The following is a 17371-nucleotide window of genomic DNA, read 5'->3' on the forward strand; positions in this document are numbered from 1 at the left end:
GGCTGTTGTTTTTTTAACATCAATAAATTAATGTCGCAAAAAAAAGAAGCAACATTAACTCCGAAAAATAGCTTGTCACTTACTGAAATTTTGAGAATAGCTAATAAAAACTCTTTAGATGTTTTTAAAGCAAAACGTAAATTTGGAGTTTATTACTGGCAAAACAGGTCTTTTAAATCGAGCTTATTACCAAAAATAAATTTTGAAGCACGCCCTTTTACTTTCAATCGTTCTTTGGTAGAACGTTATGACTCCGAAAAAAATATTGATGTTTTTAGACAACAACAGAATTTGAATTCTTTTGCCAATATATCAATAAGACAAAATATTAGGGCTACAGGAGCTAGTATATTTTTGAATTCTAGTTTTAATAGATTAAAGAATTCTGGAGATATAGATTCCGAAAGTTATAATGCTACCCCTGTTAGAATTGGAATCATACAACCCTTAATGGCTTTTAATCGATTTAAATGGCAGCATAAAACGGCGCCATTAGAATTCCAAAAGGCAAAAAAAGCATTTATTTATGAATTGCAGACCATTAATTTAAAAACGGTAGACTTATTTTTCAATTGGGCATTGGCAAGTAAAAAATTAATGATAGCAAAAGAAAATAAAAAATCTGCAGAAAAGTTATTTAAAATTGGTAAGAGGCGTTACAAATTAGGTGCTATAGAGCGTAATGATGTTCTTAATTTAGAGCTTGATGTTTATAATTCAAAAACAAATTTAACACAGAATAAGCAAGCTTTAGAAAAAGCAGAAGCTTCTTTAAAATTATTTTTAAGAGATGCTCTACCAAATAATGCCATCCCTGAATTGCCTGAACTTATTTCAAACATACAAATAAATGTTATTGAAGCCTCTGATTTAGCAAACAAAAACAATCCTGAGGTTATTAATCTTAAATTAAAAAAAATAGAAGCTTTAAGAGATTTAGATAAAGCTGTTAAAGATAACCGATTTGATTTGTCTTTAAGTGCAAGTTACGGTTTAAATCAGCAAGCAAATACCTTTAGAGACGCCTATGGTAACTTATTAGATCAACAAATAGTGTCAGTAAATTTTAGTATTCCTATTCTGGATTGGGGAGAACGCAAAGGGAAAATAAAAACTGCTAAAATGAATAAAGAAGTAGTAGATATCGAACTCCAACAGAATGAAGACCAATTTAAACAAAATATCAAACAGAAAGTTATTAATTTTAATATTCAAAAAGAATTGGTTGCGGGAAGTTTAAAAACAAGTGAAATTGCTAGAGAATCCTACGAAATAACCGAAAAACGGTTTTTATCTGGAAGTTTAAGTTTACTGAATTTAACAAGTTCTAGAAAAGCATGGCAATTAGCAACGGAGCGTTATATACAAAGCTTGTTAAGCTATTGGAAATTGTATTACCAAGTACAACAATTAACACTTTATGATTTTATAAATAAAAAGTCGATAGAACAAGATTTTGATGAAATTATAGATAAATAGGGGGATATTTATCAGAAGAAAAAGGAGTGTTCTATTAAGGAAATAATTTACTATCTAAAAAAAATTACAGATGACTTATTTAGAAAGAAAAGAAAAAGAAAAACACCTGCTGTATTTAATACAACATCATAGACTAAAATCTTTAAATAAAGTTGCAATAGATTATGGTTGTAGTGAGAGAACTGTAAAAAGAATGCTATTTAATTTACGAGTTCAAGGATATAAAATTATCTATTGTAAAAATTCTCATAAATATTTATTTGAAGAAATTTCAGAAGGTCAGAATTTGTCCCCCTAAAACATTTTCTTTGTGAAATTATTAATTTATACAAAAATTAGAAAGGGGGAGGATATGCATTAATATATTTAGATTTAACTAAAAATCTTTTGTTTTCATAAACTTTTATATGGGAGCATAAGGCGTATAAAACATAAAATGTTTCTACGATAAAACAAAAAAGCACAACTTAGTAAAACAGACTAAGCTGTGCCAAACATTTAATAAATTAAATATTTTAATTATGAATACAAAAGTAAAGAAATTTACAAAATTAACTGCTATAAGTTTCTTTTTAATTGCTTTAGCAATAAATGTAGAATTAACTTTAGACGATCCTTTTTCTGAGATAAGTAATAGTGCTTTCGCACAAGTATCTACAAGTGGGTCTACCACTGGTGGAGGGTATTTTAAAATTAATTACTCTGAAACTTCTGGCACTGAAACAACTTATGTCAATGGTCAGGAATGTACTAGGACTGTTAATATCTCATCAGGTACCGATTGTATAGCAGGTGGGCCTACCCCAACTTGTAGCTCCAAAACAAGAGTTTTTACCTACGGAGAGCCTAATTGTACTGATATACCATAATTTCTTAATCTACATAATAACTAGGCGTGGTTTTGACTTAACAATAATCAATACTTTATTATAAATTAAGTAAAATGTTAAGTTTTTCTTTAAATATATATACCAAGTATTTATGATTTGATTTTTTGTTTACAGACTTAATAATTAATAAGTTTAAATCAGTCAAAATCACGCTTTAAAAAAAAACCATGAAAAAAATAATTTTCTTAATAATAGTAGTCCCATTTATTTTTTCTTGTAAAAGAGATGGGAAAAACAATGTTTATGAATTAAAACACATTAAATTAAATGTTCAAAAAAAATACCCAGCAGGTAACTTTGGAGATTATTTTTCATCCTCGAAAATAATTGCCTTAGAAACAAATAATTCATCTTTTATTTCAAATATTGATAGAATTACTGTTTCTAATAATAAAATTTTAATTTTAGACACAAAACTAAATTCCGTTTTGATTTTTGATTTAAATGGAAAGTTTATAAATAAAATACAACATATTGGGAGTGGTCCGGGAGAATACACAAATCTTAGAGATTTTAGTGTAGATGAAGATAAAAAAAATATAATTTTATATTCAAGCAGCCCTTCTAGGATTTTAACTTATGAGATGGATGGTACCTTCTTAAAAAAAGAAAATATAAATAATTTTTGTTTTAACATTGGGTATAAAGACTCTAATTTATTATGTTTATTAAAAGACAAAAATGGAGGTAAATTATTTTTAAGTAAAAATTTAAAAGAAAATACAGACGAAGAATTTATATCAATGAATAAAAAAGATAATTTTTTTTTAAACTTAGGATTTAATAGACCAAGTATCATTAAAAGTAAAGATATAAATATTACCTTCCCATATTCTGAAACAGTCTTCAGTTATACCGGCAAGGAAGTAAGACCTAAATATTATATTGATTTTCTCGATAATAAAACACCAGAATCTATAGTTGACAATTTAGATGAAAATTATACGGGGCTTTATAAATATATTACTAAAAATAATTATGGATTTGGCATTTCTAATTTTAGAGAAAATAAAAATTATATTACGTTTAATTTTTATCATGCAAATTTAGTGATTCACTCTAAAAAAAATAATACAACAAAAATTTTTAGGGGAATAAAAAATGAAGGCTTTATTTTTGAAAAATATTTTGCACATGATGGAGAAGACAATAAAATAATATCAATATTACCTTCTTCTAATTTTAAATTTCAAACGAGTATCTATAAGAGTGAAAAAGAATCCTGGGAAAAAATTCCTGATTATATAAAAAAAATAGATAAAAATGTGTCTAATAATAGCAATCCACTATTAATTCTTTATACTTTTAAAAATTAAATTCAAAAAATTTAAAACCTTCGCATTAACTTCAAGTTTTACATGGTAATTAAAATTTTTAAAAAAAAAATATCCTCTTTCAGTATTCTAACAGTTTTCACTTGTCTAACCATTATTGGCGCAAGTTTAATCCCTTTGTTAAGTATTCAATTAACTCCAACCAGAACAAACAGTTCTTTAGCTGTAAGTTATAGTTGGAAAGATGCTTCAGCCAAAGTTATAGAGCAAGAAGTAACCTCTAAATTAGAAGGTGTTTTTAACACTGTTAAAGGTATCAAAGGTATTAGTTCATCATCTCGAAAAGGTAGCGGTTATATAAGTATGCATTTTAAAAAAAATGTAGAAATGGATGCTATTCGTTTTGAAATTGCCAATTTAATTCGTCAAAGTTACTCTGAACTACCAGAAGGTGTAAGTTATCCATTCTTATCAAAAAGTAGCTCAAATGAAAACAATTCTCCGATTCTATCTTATAGTATAAATGCTAATGAAAGCCCATATTATATTAAAAAATTTACAGAAAACCACATCATTCCTAAATTAACAAAATTAAAAGGTATTAATAAAGTAGATGTTTATGGTGCGACGCCATTTGAATGGGTAATTGAATATGATACTAAAACTTTAGCACAACTAAATATTACTGTATATGATATTCAAAATGCAATTTCTATTTATTTACAGAAAAGAGAATTAGGGAATGCTTTGATTCAATCTAAAAATAATGAAGCAGAGCAAGAAATTTCTTTGGTTTTAATCCATAAATTTAAAGATACTATGGATTGGAATAACATTCCTATAAAAAAAATTAACAACCGTATTATATATTTAAAAAATATTGCCAGTGTAAAATACAAAGAAAGTAAAGTAAATGGATATTACCGAGTTAACGGTCTTAACACGGTTAACTTAGTTGTTTACGCTGAAAAAGAAATAAATACAATTAATTTAGCTGAAACTGTTAAAGTAACTGTAAATAATTTGAAAAATAATATTCCAAAAGGATATTCTATTAAAATGACTCAAGATAACACGGAGTTTGTTGTCGCAGAATTACAAAAAATACAAAAGCGTACCTTATTTTCTTTTCTTATACTTTTAGTGTTAATTATTTTAATTTACCGGAATTTTAAATATTTATCAATATTATTTTTTAGTATTATTACAAATTTACTTATAGCTGTTATTTTTTATTACGCTTTTAATGTGCAATTACAATTATACTCCTTTGCAGGTATTACCATATCGTTCGGAATTATAATAGATAATAGTATTATTATGATTGACCACCTAAGAAATAAAGGTAATAAAAAAGCTTTTTTAGCTATTTTAGCTGCAACTTTAACTACCATTGGAGCATTAATGGTAATTTTTTTATTAGAGGAAAACCAACGATTAAATCTTTGGGATTTTGCCTTGGTTATTGCTATTAACATTGGAGTTTCACTTTTGGTGTCTTTATTTTACGTTCCAGCATTGGTAGAAAAAATGAATTTAAAGAAAAAACACATTCATTTTTCAAGAAAACGAAAACGAAATATTGGTAGGTTTACAAAAAAATACAAAACTGCCATAGAATGGATGCGTAAGCCTAAATTTAAATGGTTATTTATTTTATTTTTTGTACTTGGATTTGGTTTGCCAATACAACTTCTGCCTAAAGAATTGGAAGGTGATAACATAGGCGTTAAAATTTATAATAATACTTTAGGAACCGAATGGTATAATATAAAAATGCGTCCTATTTTAGAAAAGACTTTAGGAGGTTCTTTAAGGTTATTTACTGAAGATGTTTTTGAAAACTCTTACTACAGTGAGCCAGAGCGTACTTCGCTACAAGTAACAGGTAGTATGCCAGATGGTTGCACAATTGAACAATTGAACCATGTGATTTTAAAAATGGAAAGATTTATCGGTAGCTTTGATGAAGTTTCTTTATATGAGACACAAATTAATGGTCCTAAAAATTCCAGAATAAGTATTTATTTTAAAGATAATTTTGAGTTTGGTTCATTCCCATACACATTAAAAAGTATGTTGGAATCTAAATCGAATAGTTTAGGGGGTTTAGATTGGACAGTTACTGGTGTAGGTCGTGGTTTTTCAAATGCCTCAGGTTCAGGGTTTAAAAATAACCGAATAGAATTGGAGGGCTATAATTATGATAATCTATATCGTTACGCAGAGCTTTTAAAACAACAACTTGAAGAAAATTCCTCTGGAAGAGTAAAAGAAGTTGAAATTACAAATGGAAGAAGAGGAAGCAATAGTCTCAATGAATATTTTTTAAACTTTAATCAAGAACAGTTAGCATTAGCGAATGTATCACAAAATCGATTATATGGATATTTAAAAAACCAAGTTCACTCTGGAAATATTGCTTCTATTGTAAATAACCATGAATTACAGCAGGTAAAATTAGTATCTAATAACTATCAGAAATTTAACGTGTGGGATTTAAAAAACACACCCATTCCTATCAATAATAAACAATACAAGCTAAATCAGCTTGCATCCATTGAAAAAAGAAAAACAGGAAATACAATTCACAAAAGTTACCAACAATACCGCTTAACGGTAGCCTATGATTTTTTAGGGACTTATCCTTTAGCCCAAAAAGTGAGAGAAAGGAATGTAGAAGAAATTAAAGATAAACTACCAATAGGATATCGTGTTATAAAACAGTCTTATAATGGCTGGAATAAAAAAGATTCAAAACAATACTATTATATCTTTATAATCATTGTTATCATCTTCTTTATTTGCAGTATTTTATTAGAATCTCTAAGACAACCTCTTGCTATAATTAGTATGATTCCACTCTCTTTTATAGGAGTGTTTTTAACTTTTTATTTGTTTGAATTTAATTTTGACCAAGGAGGTTATGCTTCTTTTATTTTGTTATGTGGTATAAGTGTAAACTCTGCTCTTTTTATTATTAATGATTACAATAACTTAAAAAAACAATATCCTAATAGGAATGTTCAAGACTTATATTTTAAGGCTTTTAATTCTAAAATTATTCCAATATTTCTTACAATCATCTCCACAATTGTTGGACTCATTCCATTTATTTGGAATGGACAGAATGAAGCGTTTTGGTTTTCATTTGCAGTAGGATCAATTGGTGGCTTAATCTTTTCCATAATTGGAATATTATTATATTTACCAATATTTTGCGTTGAAAAAAACAAAATATTCTCATAATTATAAATAGTTGGAAAACCTAAATCATCCAAGTGGAAATTTAAAATCGTCAAAAGCAGACATTCGTATTTTGAATAAATATCGAAAGTGTTATTAGTTATTTAATATTTAATTGTGTTATTGTAATAGAGGAGGTCTTACTCTTTAGCTGACAATTTGAACATTTAACAAGTTCTATTTTTTTGAAGAGTTGAAGAATCATTAAAATTATACCATTTCTGCATTAAAATTACCATAATAAAACACGCTTTTTTCTCTTTACCTCAAAATAAAAAAAACATTATTTTCTTTTACAGTAATTTCAAAACAGAAATGGTATTAGCGTTTTGAGAAATTTATTTATTTTTAAAATAAAGAACAACACCCAAAACAATACCTTTAAACACAAATCAATGTAATTCAATGATTTATAGAGTTAATTGTGGAGACGCCGAGAATCGAACTCGGGTCCAAACAAGCAGCCAAAAAGCTTTCTACATATTTAGTTCTTATTAAGTTTTCGATCTAAGGCCGATTAAGAACAACCTACCTTAAACTTAGCTTCTTTAGTTTCAAAAACCTGCCAAAGCTACAGATTTTCTATGTTTATTTTTACGATGCCCAAAAATGAAACGCCATAAACCAAGGCTTCTCGTGGACATAAAGCTTGCACACCTTGTGTGCCGAGGCTAATCTTACTATTAATTCAGATTATGCAGCTAAAGCGTAGTTATCTTCGCCGTTTAAAAAGTTGAAATTAGGTTTAACGAGTGTTATTTCATAACTCGATATGCTTACAAATTCACTGACCTTGCTGTCAAAACCAGTCGTCCCCTTAATGAAATAGCAAAACTTGTTTTGCGTAATTGAATTAATCCTGAACTTGTTTCAGGGTCACAAATAACAAAACTTGTTAAACGTAATTTAATGAATGCTAAAATTATTTCAGCATCTCATTAAAACTTCCATTTTATTTTTTCAAAGAACACTATTATTAATAACAAAAATAATACCAATAATTTGGGCGTTCCTTTGTTTTAAAAGCATTTAAAACTAAAGTCAGGCTTTCGCTACTCGTTTTTTGTTCCATTATCATTTCACAAAAGAACTCAAACAGGTCGCTCTATCCTTAACGCAGTCTGCAAAAGTACAAAAAGTTATAAGTTTAACAACAGAAGTTTTAAAGAATAATTAAGACAAAAAAACAGATTAAATAATTAACTTTAGACTTCAAAAAATAAAAAAGTATGATTAAAAAAGGAACAAAAGTAAGCTGGAAATGGGGCAGAGGAACAGCAGAAGGCAAAGTAGAAAAAACATATACAAAAGAGATTACCAAAACAATTAAAGGTACAGAAGTAACTAGAAATGGAGAAGAAAGAAATAAAGCTTTATACATGAAGCAAAAAGAGGACGTTGAAAGTGAAGTAAGTAGAGCAGATTCCTAAAATATAGTTGCAAGAGCCTAAAAAAACAAATATCTTCGAACCAATTAAAACAAGTAAATATGAAATTTGGTATTATTAAAGAACGCAAAAATCCACCAGATAGAAGAGTTGTGTTTTCTCCACAGAAATTAAAAGAATTTCAAGAAAAATTCCCAAAAGCAACAATAAAAGTAGAAAGTTCCGAGATTCGTGTGTTTTCAGATGAATCTTATAAACACGAGAAAATACAAGTGTCTAAAAATATGGATGATTGCGATGTGTTGTTAGGTGTAAAAGAAGTGCCAATTGAATATTTAATTCCGAATAAAAAATACTTTTTCTTTAGTCATACCATCAAAAAACAACCTTACAATAGAGATTTATTGAGGGCTATTTTAGATAAAAACATCCAATTATTCGACCATGAAACCATCGTAAATGAAAATGGAGCACGTTTAATTGGTTTCGGACGTTATGCAGGAATCGTTGGAGCATACAATGGTTTTAGAGCCATTGGTTTAAAAAGCGGAGCTTTTCAATTACCAAAGGCAGCAACTTTAAACAGCCAACAAGAACTTATAGAACAACTTCAAAAGATAGAACTTTCTAATATTAAAATTCTTTTAACAGGAAATGGTAAAGTGGCTTATGGTGCCAAAGAAATGTTAGATGCTATGGATATTCTACAAGTTACAACCGAAGAATATTTAAACAACACTTACCAAGAGCCAGTGTATTGTTTGGTAGATGTCTTAGATTATAACAAAAGAAAAGACGGAAAAATTTTAAATAATAATAGAGATTTCTATAACCATCCAGAAAAATACGAATCTAATTTTATGCGTTTTGCGAAAGAGACCGACTTTTTTATAGCTGGGCATTTTTACGGAGATGGAGCACCTTATTTATTTACAAGAGAAGATGCAAAATCTGCAGATTTCAATATAAAATTTGTGGCAGATATTTCTTGTGATATCGATGGCCCAGTGGCTTCAACCATAAGACCTTCTACAATTGCAGAACCAATTTATGGCTACAATCCAAGAACAGAAACCGAAGTAAATTTTAAAGACGAAAATACTATTGTGGTAATGGCTGTAGACAATTTACCTTGCGAATTGCCAAAAGATGCCAGTGAAGGTTTTGGAGAAATGTTTTTAGAAAATGTAATTCCGGCTTTTTTCAATAACGATAAAGAGGGCGTTTTAGAACGTGCTAAAATGACAGAAAACGGAAAATTAACGGAACGCTTTTCGTATTTACAAGATTATGTAGATGGGAAAGAATAGATTTTAAAATTGACATAAGACTGTTTGACATAAGACAAAACAAATGACGCAGAACTTGAAACTTAAAACCAAAAACATTTTTTTTAATATATGGAAGAAAACAATCTTCAAAACCGACAATTTCTGTTAGATTTAGCAAAAATGAAAATGCCTTTTGGAAAATATAAAGGAACATTTTTAATCGATTTACCAGAACATTATATTGTTTGGTATCATAGCAAAGGTTTTCCAAAAGGAAAATTGGGGCAACAAATGCATTTGGTTTATGAGTTGCAATTAAATGGCTTAGAAGATTTAATTCGGAAAATTCAATAATTTTGTTTTTCAATTTAAAATAAATAATTAGTATTTTTACTTTAACCAATTATAGAATTCCTTAAATTCTATCAACCAAAATGGACTTAACTCAATTATTCGATAATCCTCTTTTTGTAAACGTAGCATCTGTATTTATACTTTTTGTTATCGTTTACATCATCATAAAAATTACACAAAAGGCCGCTTTAAAATTAGCGAACGATAATACTTCTAAATATAAAATTAGAAAGTTTATCAATTTTTTAGGGTACATCGTTTTTGTAATTGGAATAATGTTCATTTTTAATGCGAAACTTTCGGGTTTAGGAACTGCATTAGGAGTTGCAGGAGCAGGAATTGCATTCGCTTTGCAAGAAATAATTGTAAGTATTGCTGGTTATATTGCTATTTTCACAAGCAATTTCTACAAGGTTGGCGATCGTGTGAAATTAGGAGGAATTAAAGGAGATGTAATAGATATAGGTATTTTAAGAACCACATTAATGGAAATTGGCGATTGGGTAAATGGCGATTTATACAACGGAAAAATGGTGCGAGTTGCCAATAGTTTTATCTTTAAAGAACCTGTTTATAATTATTCTGGAGATTTTCCTTTTTTGTGGGATGAAATTACAATTCCTATTAAAACAGATGGCGATTACCAATATGCAAAAGAGAAATTCTATGAAATTTTAAAAGAAGAAGTGGGCGATTTCTCAGAAACTTCTCAAGTAGCATGGAATAAAATGATTGGAACTTACAGCTTAGAAAATGCAAGAGTAAAACCGATGGTAACTATGGTTTTCGACGAAAATTGGATTACTTTTACTTTAAGATATGTCGTAGATTATAAATCTCGAAGAGGAACAAAATCTATTTTGTTTGATAAAATTCTTACTTCAATTAAATCATCAGAAGGAAAAATTGAAGTTGCTTCTGCTGCTTACGAAGTCTATAATAAATAAAATTTTTCTAAAGTATATTTTAAGATTACGACTTTATCTGCGTTTTCCAAATAGAAAATAGTAGGTAAATAAATATGCCAAAACCAAAGGTTACCAACCAAGTTCTGGCATCATTAAAACTATACATACTTTTTTTTAGAACGGTTATTGGACTTGTAAAAATATCCCAAGAATTCAAGCGTAAAAATCTGCCTAAATAAATGCCAAATCCGCATAAAAAAGTAACAGCATAAGAAAAGTAATTTGCGTATTTTAAATTCCATTTTTGTTTAATTATTTTGTAAACATCAAATAATGAGATTATTGTAAACAATAAACCTGTTGATGCATACGTGAATATGATAAAAAGATCTAATCCTATTAAAGTCGATTTTATATGATGTAAATGAACAAAATCGGTAATAATATAAGGTGCGTTTGGTAAGAATATCAACCAAACAAATAATAGAGAAATCAATTTTGGTTTCGATATTTCTTTAATATTTAGTTTTTTAACTTTTGAAGAAATTGCATAAGGAACAATCGCTAAAAAGAGATTCCAAAGTAAAAAGCCAAAGAATAAGGAACTCGTTAGTTTTACTCGAACAACAAATAAGAGCAAGCAAAACAAGATTAAAAAGTGAATGTTAGATATTTTTTTAAGATGCCTCATGCCAGTTTTTTATATTATTTTCAATCACAATTATTGTTAGAAAACCAAAGAAATAAGCAACCAAATCTCCAATGCTAAAAGAAGTTCCTAAAACGAGTTTCCAGAGTTTCTCATATTCAAACGGATAATGATTTTGCAAAGTTGTGAGTTGTAAAAACTCGATTCCAAAAGAAATAATTAAAACAATTATGGCTGCTTTATTTGCAGAAATATTTATGAAGCTTTTTACTAAAGTATAGAGGAGTATCACTGCTAAAAAATCGCCAAAAGTGTGTCTTATAAATCCATTGGCATATGTTGCAATTGCGATTTCAGATAGGAGCAATGAGCTAAAAATTAGAAAGTATTTTTTATTGAATTTCATAAATGTTTTTTTAAAAAAGAGCAAAACCTCAAAAATATGAAGTAGAGGCTTTGCTCTAATCAACCAACTAACTATTAATTATTCTCCCAATCGATTTTTCTTGAAGTGTACATAACTCCAGCTAATATTAAGAATAAGCCAATACTACCAACTAATAATGCATAATTTTCTAATTGAATAATTACAAAAATAAAGGTGTACAAAGCCGTTAAAGAAATTCCTATAAAGAGTGGAAATTTTAATGTTTTTAAAATTGATTTAGAATAGGCTGTAATTAGTAAAACAACAGCAGTTCCTGCAATTATGTAGGCTTTAAAAAAGCTACTATGTTCCGAAATTGAGATTAATAATGTGTAAAACATTGTTAATGCGATTCCAACCATTAAATATTGAAATGGATGCATGTTTATTTTGCTCATCGTTTGTATTAGAAAGAAAATTAAGAAAGTTAAACCAATTACTAAAAACCCGTATTTGGCGGAACGCTCACTTTTTTGATATTCATCTACAGGAATTAAGAAATTTACTCCAGAAGCAAATTCAGTTAAATCTGGAATTCCACTAAAATATTGTTGAGAAAAAGGTCTGTTGATATCTAATATTTTCCATTTTGCATTAAAACCATCCTCTGTAATTTTATCTGAATTATAAGGGAGAAATTCTCCAATAAAATTGGCATCTTTCCAATCGGATTTTATATTTACATCAGTATCTTTTCCAATAGGAATAAACTGAATTTGTTTACTTCCTTTCATTTCTACGCTCATAGAAAATAAAACTTCTTTATCTTTTGGAACATCCGTTTCTAAAATATTGTTACTCTCTAATTCATTTAGGTTTATAACATTTGATCTGTATTTCTTTTTGGTTTTAAAGTTTTTAGAAGTTAAAGAATATTGGTTTTTATTCATTTTTATTTCGAACAAACTAATTGCTCCTTTTAGGTTCGAAGTCTGTACCACCAAATGTATTTTATCCCATAAAATATCTTCATTTTTTATGTCTTTTTCAGAAAAATTTGGTGTAGAAAAACTACCATTTATATCAATTTTACTTTTATAAACGGCAGTTTTATAAATTCCTCTCTCTTTTTCTTCTGGGTTTATTGTTGAATTTATTTTTAGTTTTTCTGGAAAAAAATAAGCGTATTTTGTACTTGAAGAAGTAATTTTTTCTGATTTTTTACTCTCAGTATTCATTACATATTTTGTGTGGTAAACCTTATAAGGAACTTTTAAAATAGGACCGTAAAGTAAAACTTCTTCTCCCCATTTTTGGTTAATTTCTCCCACAACTTCCTGTTGCCTAAACTTTCGTTCTGTAATTAAACTCTCGATAAATGATAATGGAATCATTAAAACGAGTACTAAAATTCCTACGATAATCATTCTTGCAGTGATAGAGGTTTTTGCCCATTTGCCAAATTTTCCTTGTTGATTGTTGTTTGTGTCCATAGTTATTGTATTTGTAAAATTTGTTGTTTGTTAAATATGATTTCTCTTAAATCTGATAATGAGTGAGCAAAAAGTTTTTGATACTCTAAATGATGAAATGGATTACATTTCTTACCCAATTTGTAAGATTTTAAATAATAGCTTGCAAATTCTGGTAGCATTAGAGAACCAACAATTACAACTCCAAATAGATAAAAACTTCTTTTGCCATTACCAAAACATAAATATTGTAAGGCAATTTCATCTTCTACTTTGGTTCCATAACCCGTAATTAAATGGTATGCATCATGCCTTTCTACTTTTGGTAATAATTCGAACCCGTTTTTGTTAAGAAAAGCGCCAAGTTCATTCCCAAAAGTTCCATTAGGGTATTTTAGTAACTCTTTACTGGTAATTCCCCAAGGCTTTTTGTTTTTAAACCTGATATACATTCTTTGTGAATGCTCAAACAACCAGTAAATTAATTTCTTTCTCATTTTATTATTTTAAAAGAACTTTGTTTTTCAAAGTAAGTGGATAAAAAAAAGTTTATTTGTTTTTAATTAATTTTTCAAGTGCTTCTATATGCTTTTTAAATTCCTGTTTTCCCAACTCTGTTGCATAATATTTTGTATTTGGTTTTCTGCCTATAAATTGCTTTTCAACTTTAATAAAATCTACTTTTTCGAGCGATTTTGTATGGCTTGCCAAATTCCCATCTGTAGCACCTAATAACTCTTTAAGCGTATTAAAATCGGCATATTCGTTTACCATTAAAATAGACATAATTCCCAGTCTAATTCTATGGTCGAAAGCCTTATTTATATGTAAGATGATGTTTTTCAAATAGAAAATTTTTCGTTGCTAAATTACAGCTATTTCTTATCATATTTAAAATACATAACAGTTCCGTAAACAATATGCATTATTCCAAAACCAAGCACCCAAAACCAAAATCCATAACCCGGAAAAATGGCACAAATTAGTCCGATTACTATTTGTGTATATCCTAAGTACTTAACATCTCCCAATGTATATTTAGACGCACTTAACAAAGCCAATCCATAAAAAAGTAACATTAAAGCACCTGTTTGTCCATAACGTTGTTGATTCAGAATAATAATAATGTAAATTGCACCAGCCAAAAGTGGCACTATAAAACTGGTTAATAACCTTCTAGTTAAAGAGTCCCAAATTTTCTGATTGTTCTTTTTTGCTTTTTTAGTCGTTAAATAAATGGCGGTTCCAATGCTAAAAATACCAACCAAAATAAGGTCTAAAAGTATAAGGCGAAAAACTTTTCCGTCTAAAATTAAATAACCTCTTTCACTTTGTGCAACCAACCAATAGGCGAAACTTGCACCAATTAAGGCATAAATACCAGCTAAAATACCAGACAAACCACTTAATGAGATAAATTTTGATGATTTATTCATTAAATGCTTAATTTCGGATATATCTTTTAAATAATTTTCTGAACTCATTTTTAAAGAACTTTGAATTACAAAGTAAAAAATAAAAATTGATGTGTGCAATAAAAATGTAATAAATTTAATTGCGAACTACAACTCCGTAAGTAATATGTGCAATTCCAAGAATGGAAAGAGAAGAATACCAATAACTAGGAATTAAGAAACAAAGTGCTCCTAAAACGAGACAAAGTACAGGTAAAATAAGGTAGTTTTTATTTTTTTTATTTCTAAATAAGAAAAGCAAAACCCCATACATAATTAAAAAAACGGGCGTAATAAAATCGATATACCCTTTTTCTTTTAGAAGAAATAAAACCAAAAAAATAATACAAATGGATGTAAAATATTTCCAGAAAACAGTCTTTGTTTTACGATTCCATAATATATATTGAAATCTTTTCGCCAATCTTCTGCCTTTAAAAAAGAATGCCAAAGAAGAAAATAGAAAGACAAAAAATGCAATTCCTATAATTAAAAACTCGACCAATTGTGGCGATAACATTCCTAAAACATTATTTTCAACAAGGAAACCCTCTAAAATATATTCAATGGCATATGCAGCTCCTAAAAAATAAAAACCAATTAAAATACTTGTGATTCCTTTTAGAGAAAAGTTTACAGAGAAATTATCGTGCATAAGAGAATTATATTCAAAATTTTTATAACTTTCGTAAATATACAAAATGAATATTTACTTGCATAATTATGAAGCCAGCAGAAGAATACATTTTAAACCAACCAGAACCTTTTAAATCCATTCTATTGCATTTGCAAATTTTAATTGAAACTAGTTTTCCTGAAGTCGATTTACAATTTAAATGGAAAATACCTTTTTATTATTTGAATGAAAATCCTTTCTGTTATTTAAATGCATCTAAAAACAAAGGTTATGTGGATGTTGCATTTTGGGCATCTGCGCACTTAACAAAATTCAATGAACTTCTAATTACAGAAAACAGAAAAGTAATAAAATCTTTAAGATATTTTAAGGTTGAAGATGTAAATGAGGAAGTTTTATTATCGGTTTTAGAAGAAGCGCATCAACTAAAAGACAAAGGTTTTTATAAAAGAAGCTGAGTTTATCCACTCGGTTTTATAAAACAGTCTTCTCTTCATAGTTTGTCACGCTGCAAGCGTCTCAGGCAAGAGTGAAAACGATTGTGTTGAGATTTCTATGAAATAACAAATTTAAAAAGAGAATTTTGAAACGAACTATAAATAAACCTTAAACCAAAAACCTTGAACCTAAAAGTCTTTGCGAGAAACCTAAACTATTTCGTCTTAAACTGAAGTGCAACCTCATTATTAAAGTATAAGTACAATTCAGAATTTTTTTTAGGGTTAGGAATTGATACAATAGTAATTCCATTTTCCATTTTTAAAACAGGTTTTTGTGCATACCTATACCCTTTAAAATTATAAATAATAGCAGAATTTAAGGCCAAGTTCTTAAATTTTAAAATAATGTTTTTACCATTTTCAGCTTTAATAATTCCATTTTGTGGAGAAAGCAATTCGATATTCGAGTTTAAAAAATTGTGTCCATAAATAGGCTGATTGTAAAATTCAGATAAAGACATTCTACCAAAACGCAAAACCCACAAAGAGTCATCAGGAAAATGAGTTTTAAATATTTTTTCTTTGGGAATATTGTAAAAGTAATTGTTAAATTTTCGAATCCATTTACCATTGTATTCGTAACCAGCAGCCCAAGTTGCGTCCAGAATAATCCATTTTTCATTTAGTTGTATGGCGTTCCAAGCGTGGTTTGTGGTGTTTGCAGGTATTCCAATTTCATTGGGTGTATTTCTTGCATATCCTTTTATAACCTTCGAATTTAAACCTAATAAATCGCAGATTCTCTTAAAAGATTGTGCATATTCTTCGCAAACACCTTGTTTTGTTTTAAAAGTGGCATTCACTAAATTGTTTTTTGCAGCTTGTAATTTTTGTAGCTTTTCAGCTTCGGAAGCATAACTAAAACGAATACTTCTTTGTTTTGGATTGTAAAATTCTTTTAAATTATAGCGAATATTTTTTGCCAACCAAAAAAACGCAGCTCTTGCTTTTTCTTCATCTTTAGAAAAATCGTTATCTATTTTAGTAGCTAAATCTTCTACTTTAGAAAAGCGTGGGTATTTCGTGACTTTAGCATCTACTTCAGCAAAATCTTGAGAATTTACAGAGATAGAAATCAATAAAAAGAGAGTAAGAAGGTATTTCATATTTGTAAAATGTAAACAACTTTGTAGAAACAATTATTGTGCCTTTATTTGTTTGTTTCATGGTTTCTATTAAATTTTCATTCAATTCCCATTCAGTTTGTCATCCTGCAAAGATCTTTTCCAGATTGCGTGGAATACTTATAGCACGATAAACTGGGTAGAAATTGGTTTTTAATTAGTTGTTTTACAGCGAAAAGACCCTTCAAGTTTTTAAATCTGAAGGGTCTGAAAATAGTGTTTCTTATTGGAATTGAGTAAGTGCGTTAGGGATAGAGCGACTTGTTTGAGCTCTTTTTTTTTAAAAGCAAGTAGTCTTTCGACTTCGCTCAAGATAAACTCCAGCCCGTTAAAACGCCAAAAAAATAATAAAAAATAA

General features: G+C 28.5%; 18 protein-coding genes and 1 other RNA gene. 10 read left to right on the plus strand and 9 right to left on the minus strand.

The window, feature by feature from the left end:
• Window positions 1–30 precede the first annotated feature (30 nt).
• From J3359_RS15675 to J3359_RS15695, 5 genes are all read left to right on the plus strand, one after another.
• Complete coding sequence (locus J3359_RS15675; RefSeq protein WP_208077946.1) at window positions 31–1479, plus strand: TolC family protein; 1449 nt, start codon at window positions 31–33, stop codon at window positions 1477–1479.
• A 70-nt stretch (window positions 1480–1549) separates the two neighbouring features.
• Complete coding sequence (locus J3359_RS15680) at window positions 1550–1777, plus strand: hypothetical protein (protein ID WP_208077947.1); 228 nt, start codon at window positions 1550–1552, stop codon at window positions 1775–1777.
• Between the two features lie 223 nt (window positions 1778–2000).
• Window positions 2001–2348, plus strand: a complete 348-nt coding sequence (locus tag J3359_RS15685; protein ID WP_208077948.1) for a hypothetical protein — start codon at window positions 2001–2003, stop codon at window positions 2346–2348.
• Between the two features lie 188 nt (window positions 2349–2536).
• Window positions 2537–3685, plus strand: coding sequence for a DUF4934 domain-containing protein (locus J3359_RS15690; RefSeq protein WP_208077949.1), 1149 nt, complete (start codon window positions 2537–2539; stop codon window positions 3683–3685).
• Between the two features lie 42 nt (window positions 3686–3727).
• On the plus strand, window positions 3728–6892 hold the full coding sequence (locus J3359_RS15695; RefSeq protein WP_208077950.1) for an efflux RND transporter permease subunit: 3165 nt from the start codon (window positions 3728–3730) through the stop codon (window positions 6890–6892).
• Window positions 6893–7311: 419 nt separating this feature from the next.
• On the opposite strand, the gene ssrA is transcribed toward J3359_RS15695, so the two are convergent.
• Window positions 7312–7706, minus strand: a transfer-messenger RNA (tmRNA) gene (ssrA, locus tag J3359_RS15700).
• Window positions 7707–8118: 412 nt separating this feature from the next.
• Between ssrA and J3359_RS15705 the strand changes: the two genes are divergently transcribed.
• From J3359_RS15705 to J3359_RS15720, 4 genes are all read left to right on the plus strand, one after another.
• Window positions 8119–8319, plus strand: a complete 201-nt coding sequence (locus J3359_RS15705) for a hypervirulence associated TUDOR domain-containing protein (RefSeq protein WP_208077951.1) — start codon at window positions 8119–8121, stop codon at window positions 8317–8319.
• Window positions 8320–8378: 59 nt separating this feature from the next.
• On the plus strand, window positions 8379–9587 hold the full coding sequence (locus J3359_RS15710; RefSeq protein WP_208077952.1) for an NAD(P)-dependent oxidoreductase: 1209 nt from the start codon (window positions 8379–8381) through the stop codon (window positions 9585–9587).
• 90 nt (window positions 9588–9677) lie between these two features.
• Window positions 9678–9902, plus strand: coding sequence for a DUF3820 family protein (locus J3359_RS15715; protein ID WP_208077954.1), 225 nt, complete (start codon window positions 9678–9680; stop codon window positions 9900–9902).
• Between the two features lie 80 nt (window positions 9903–9982).
• Window positions 9983–10849: a mechanosensitive ion channel family protein gene (locus tag J3359_RS15720; RefSeq protein WP_208077956.1), complete on the plus strand. Its 867-nt coding sequence runs from the start codon at window positions 9983–9985 to the stop codon at window positions 10847–10849.
• A 25-nt stretch (window positions 10850–10874) separates the two neighbouring features.
• Here the strand turns inward: J3359_RS15720 and J3359_RS15725 are convergent, their stop codons facing one another.
• The 7 genes from J3359_RS15725 to J3359_RS15755 form a co-directional block, all read right to left on the minus strand.
• The gene (locus J3359_RS15725) at window positions 10875–11501 is read right to left on the minus strand and encodes a DUF1361 domain-containing protein (RefSeq protein WP_208077958.1); all 627 of its coding nucleotides are present in this window, start codon (window positions 11499–11501) and stop codon (window positions 10875–10877) included.
• Entirely contained in the window at window positions 11488–11865 is a 378-nt protein-coding gene (locus J3359_RS15730; protein ID WP_208077960.1) for a ribosomal maturation YjgA family protein, read from the minus strand. Before J3359_RS15730 ends, J3359_RS15725 begins: the two co-directional genes overlap by 14 nt.
• A 74-nt stretch (window positions 11866–11939) precedes the next feature.
• Window positions 11940–13319 carry a cell envelope integrity protein CreD gene (gene creD / locus J3359_RS15735; RefSeq protein ID WP_208077962.1) on the minus strand — a complete coding sequence of 460 codons (1380 nt, stop codon included), beginning with the start codon at window positions 13317–13319 and terminating at the stop codon, window positions 11940–11942.
• A 2-nt stretch (window positions 13320–13321) separates the two neighbouring features.
• The gene (locus J3359_RS15740; protein ID WP_208077964.1) at window positions 13322–13795 is read right to left on the minus strand and encodes a Coq4 family protein; all 474 of its coding nucleotides are present in this window, start codon (window positions 13793–13795) and stop codon (window positions 13322–13324) included.
• A 52-nt stretch (window positions 13796–13847) separates the two neighbouring features.
• Window positions 13848–14144 carry a winged helix-turn-helix domain-containing protein gene (locus tag J3359_RS15745; RefSeq protein ID WP_138536230.1) on the minus strand — a complete coding sequence of 99 codons (297 nt, stop codon included), beginning with the start codon at window positions 14142–14144 and terminating at the stop codon, window positions 13848–13850.
• A 29-nt stretch (window positions 14145–14173) separates the two neighbouring features.
• Window positions 14174–14782: a hypothetical protein gene (locus tag J3359_RS15750; protein WP_208077965.1), complete on the minus strand. Its 609-nt coding sequence runs from the start codon at window positions 14780–14782 to the stop codon at window positions 14174–14176.
• Window positions 14783–14849: 67 nt separating this feature from the next.
• Window positions 14850–15407 (minus strand): hypothetical protein, encoded by a 558-nt coding sequence (locus J3359_RS15755; RefSeq protein ID WP_208077967.1) that lies wholly within the window; start codon window positions 15405–15407, stop codon window positions 14850–14852.
• A 68-nt stretch (window positions 15408–15475) separates the two neighbouring features.
• Here J3359_RS15755 and J3359_RS15760 point away from each other — a divergent pair, with 68 nt between their 5' ends.
• A complete protein-coding gene (locus J3359_RS15760; protein WP_208077969.1) occupies window positions 15476–15847 on the plus strand; it encodes a DUF1801 domain-containing protein in 372 nt (123 codons plus the stop codon).
• 194 nt (window positions 15848–16041) lie between these two features.
• On the opposite strand, the gene J3359_RS15765 is transcribed toward J3359_RS15760, so the two are convergent.
• Complete coding sequence (locus J3359_RS15765; protein ID WP_208077970.1) at window positions 16042–16995, minus strand: transglutaminase domain-containing protein; 954 nt, start codon at window positions 16993–16995, stop codon at window positions 16042–16044.
• Window positions 16996–17371 lie beyond the last annotated feature (376 nt).

Origin of the sequence: Polaribacter cellanae (assembly GCF_017569185.1) — a bacterium.
GTDB classification, from domain to species: Bacteria; Bacteroidota; Bacteroidia; order Flavobacteriales; family Flavobacteriaceae; genus Polaribacter; species Polaribacter cellanae.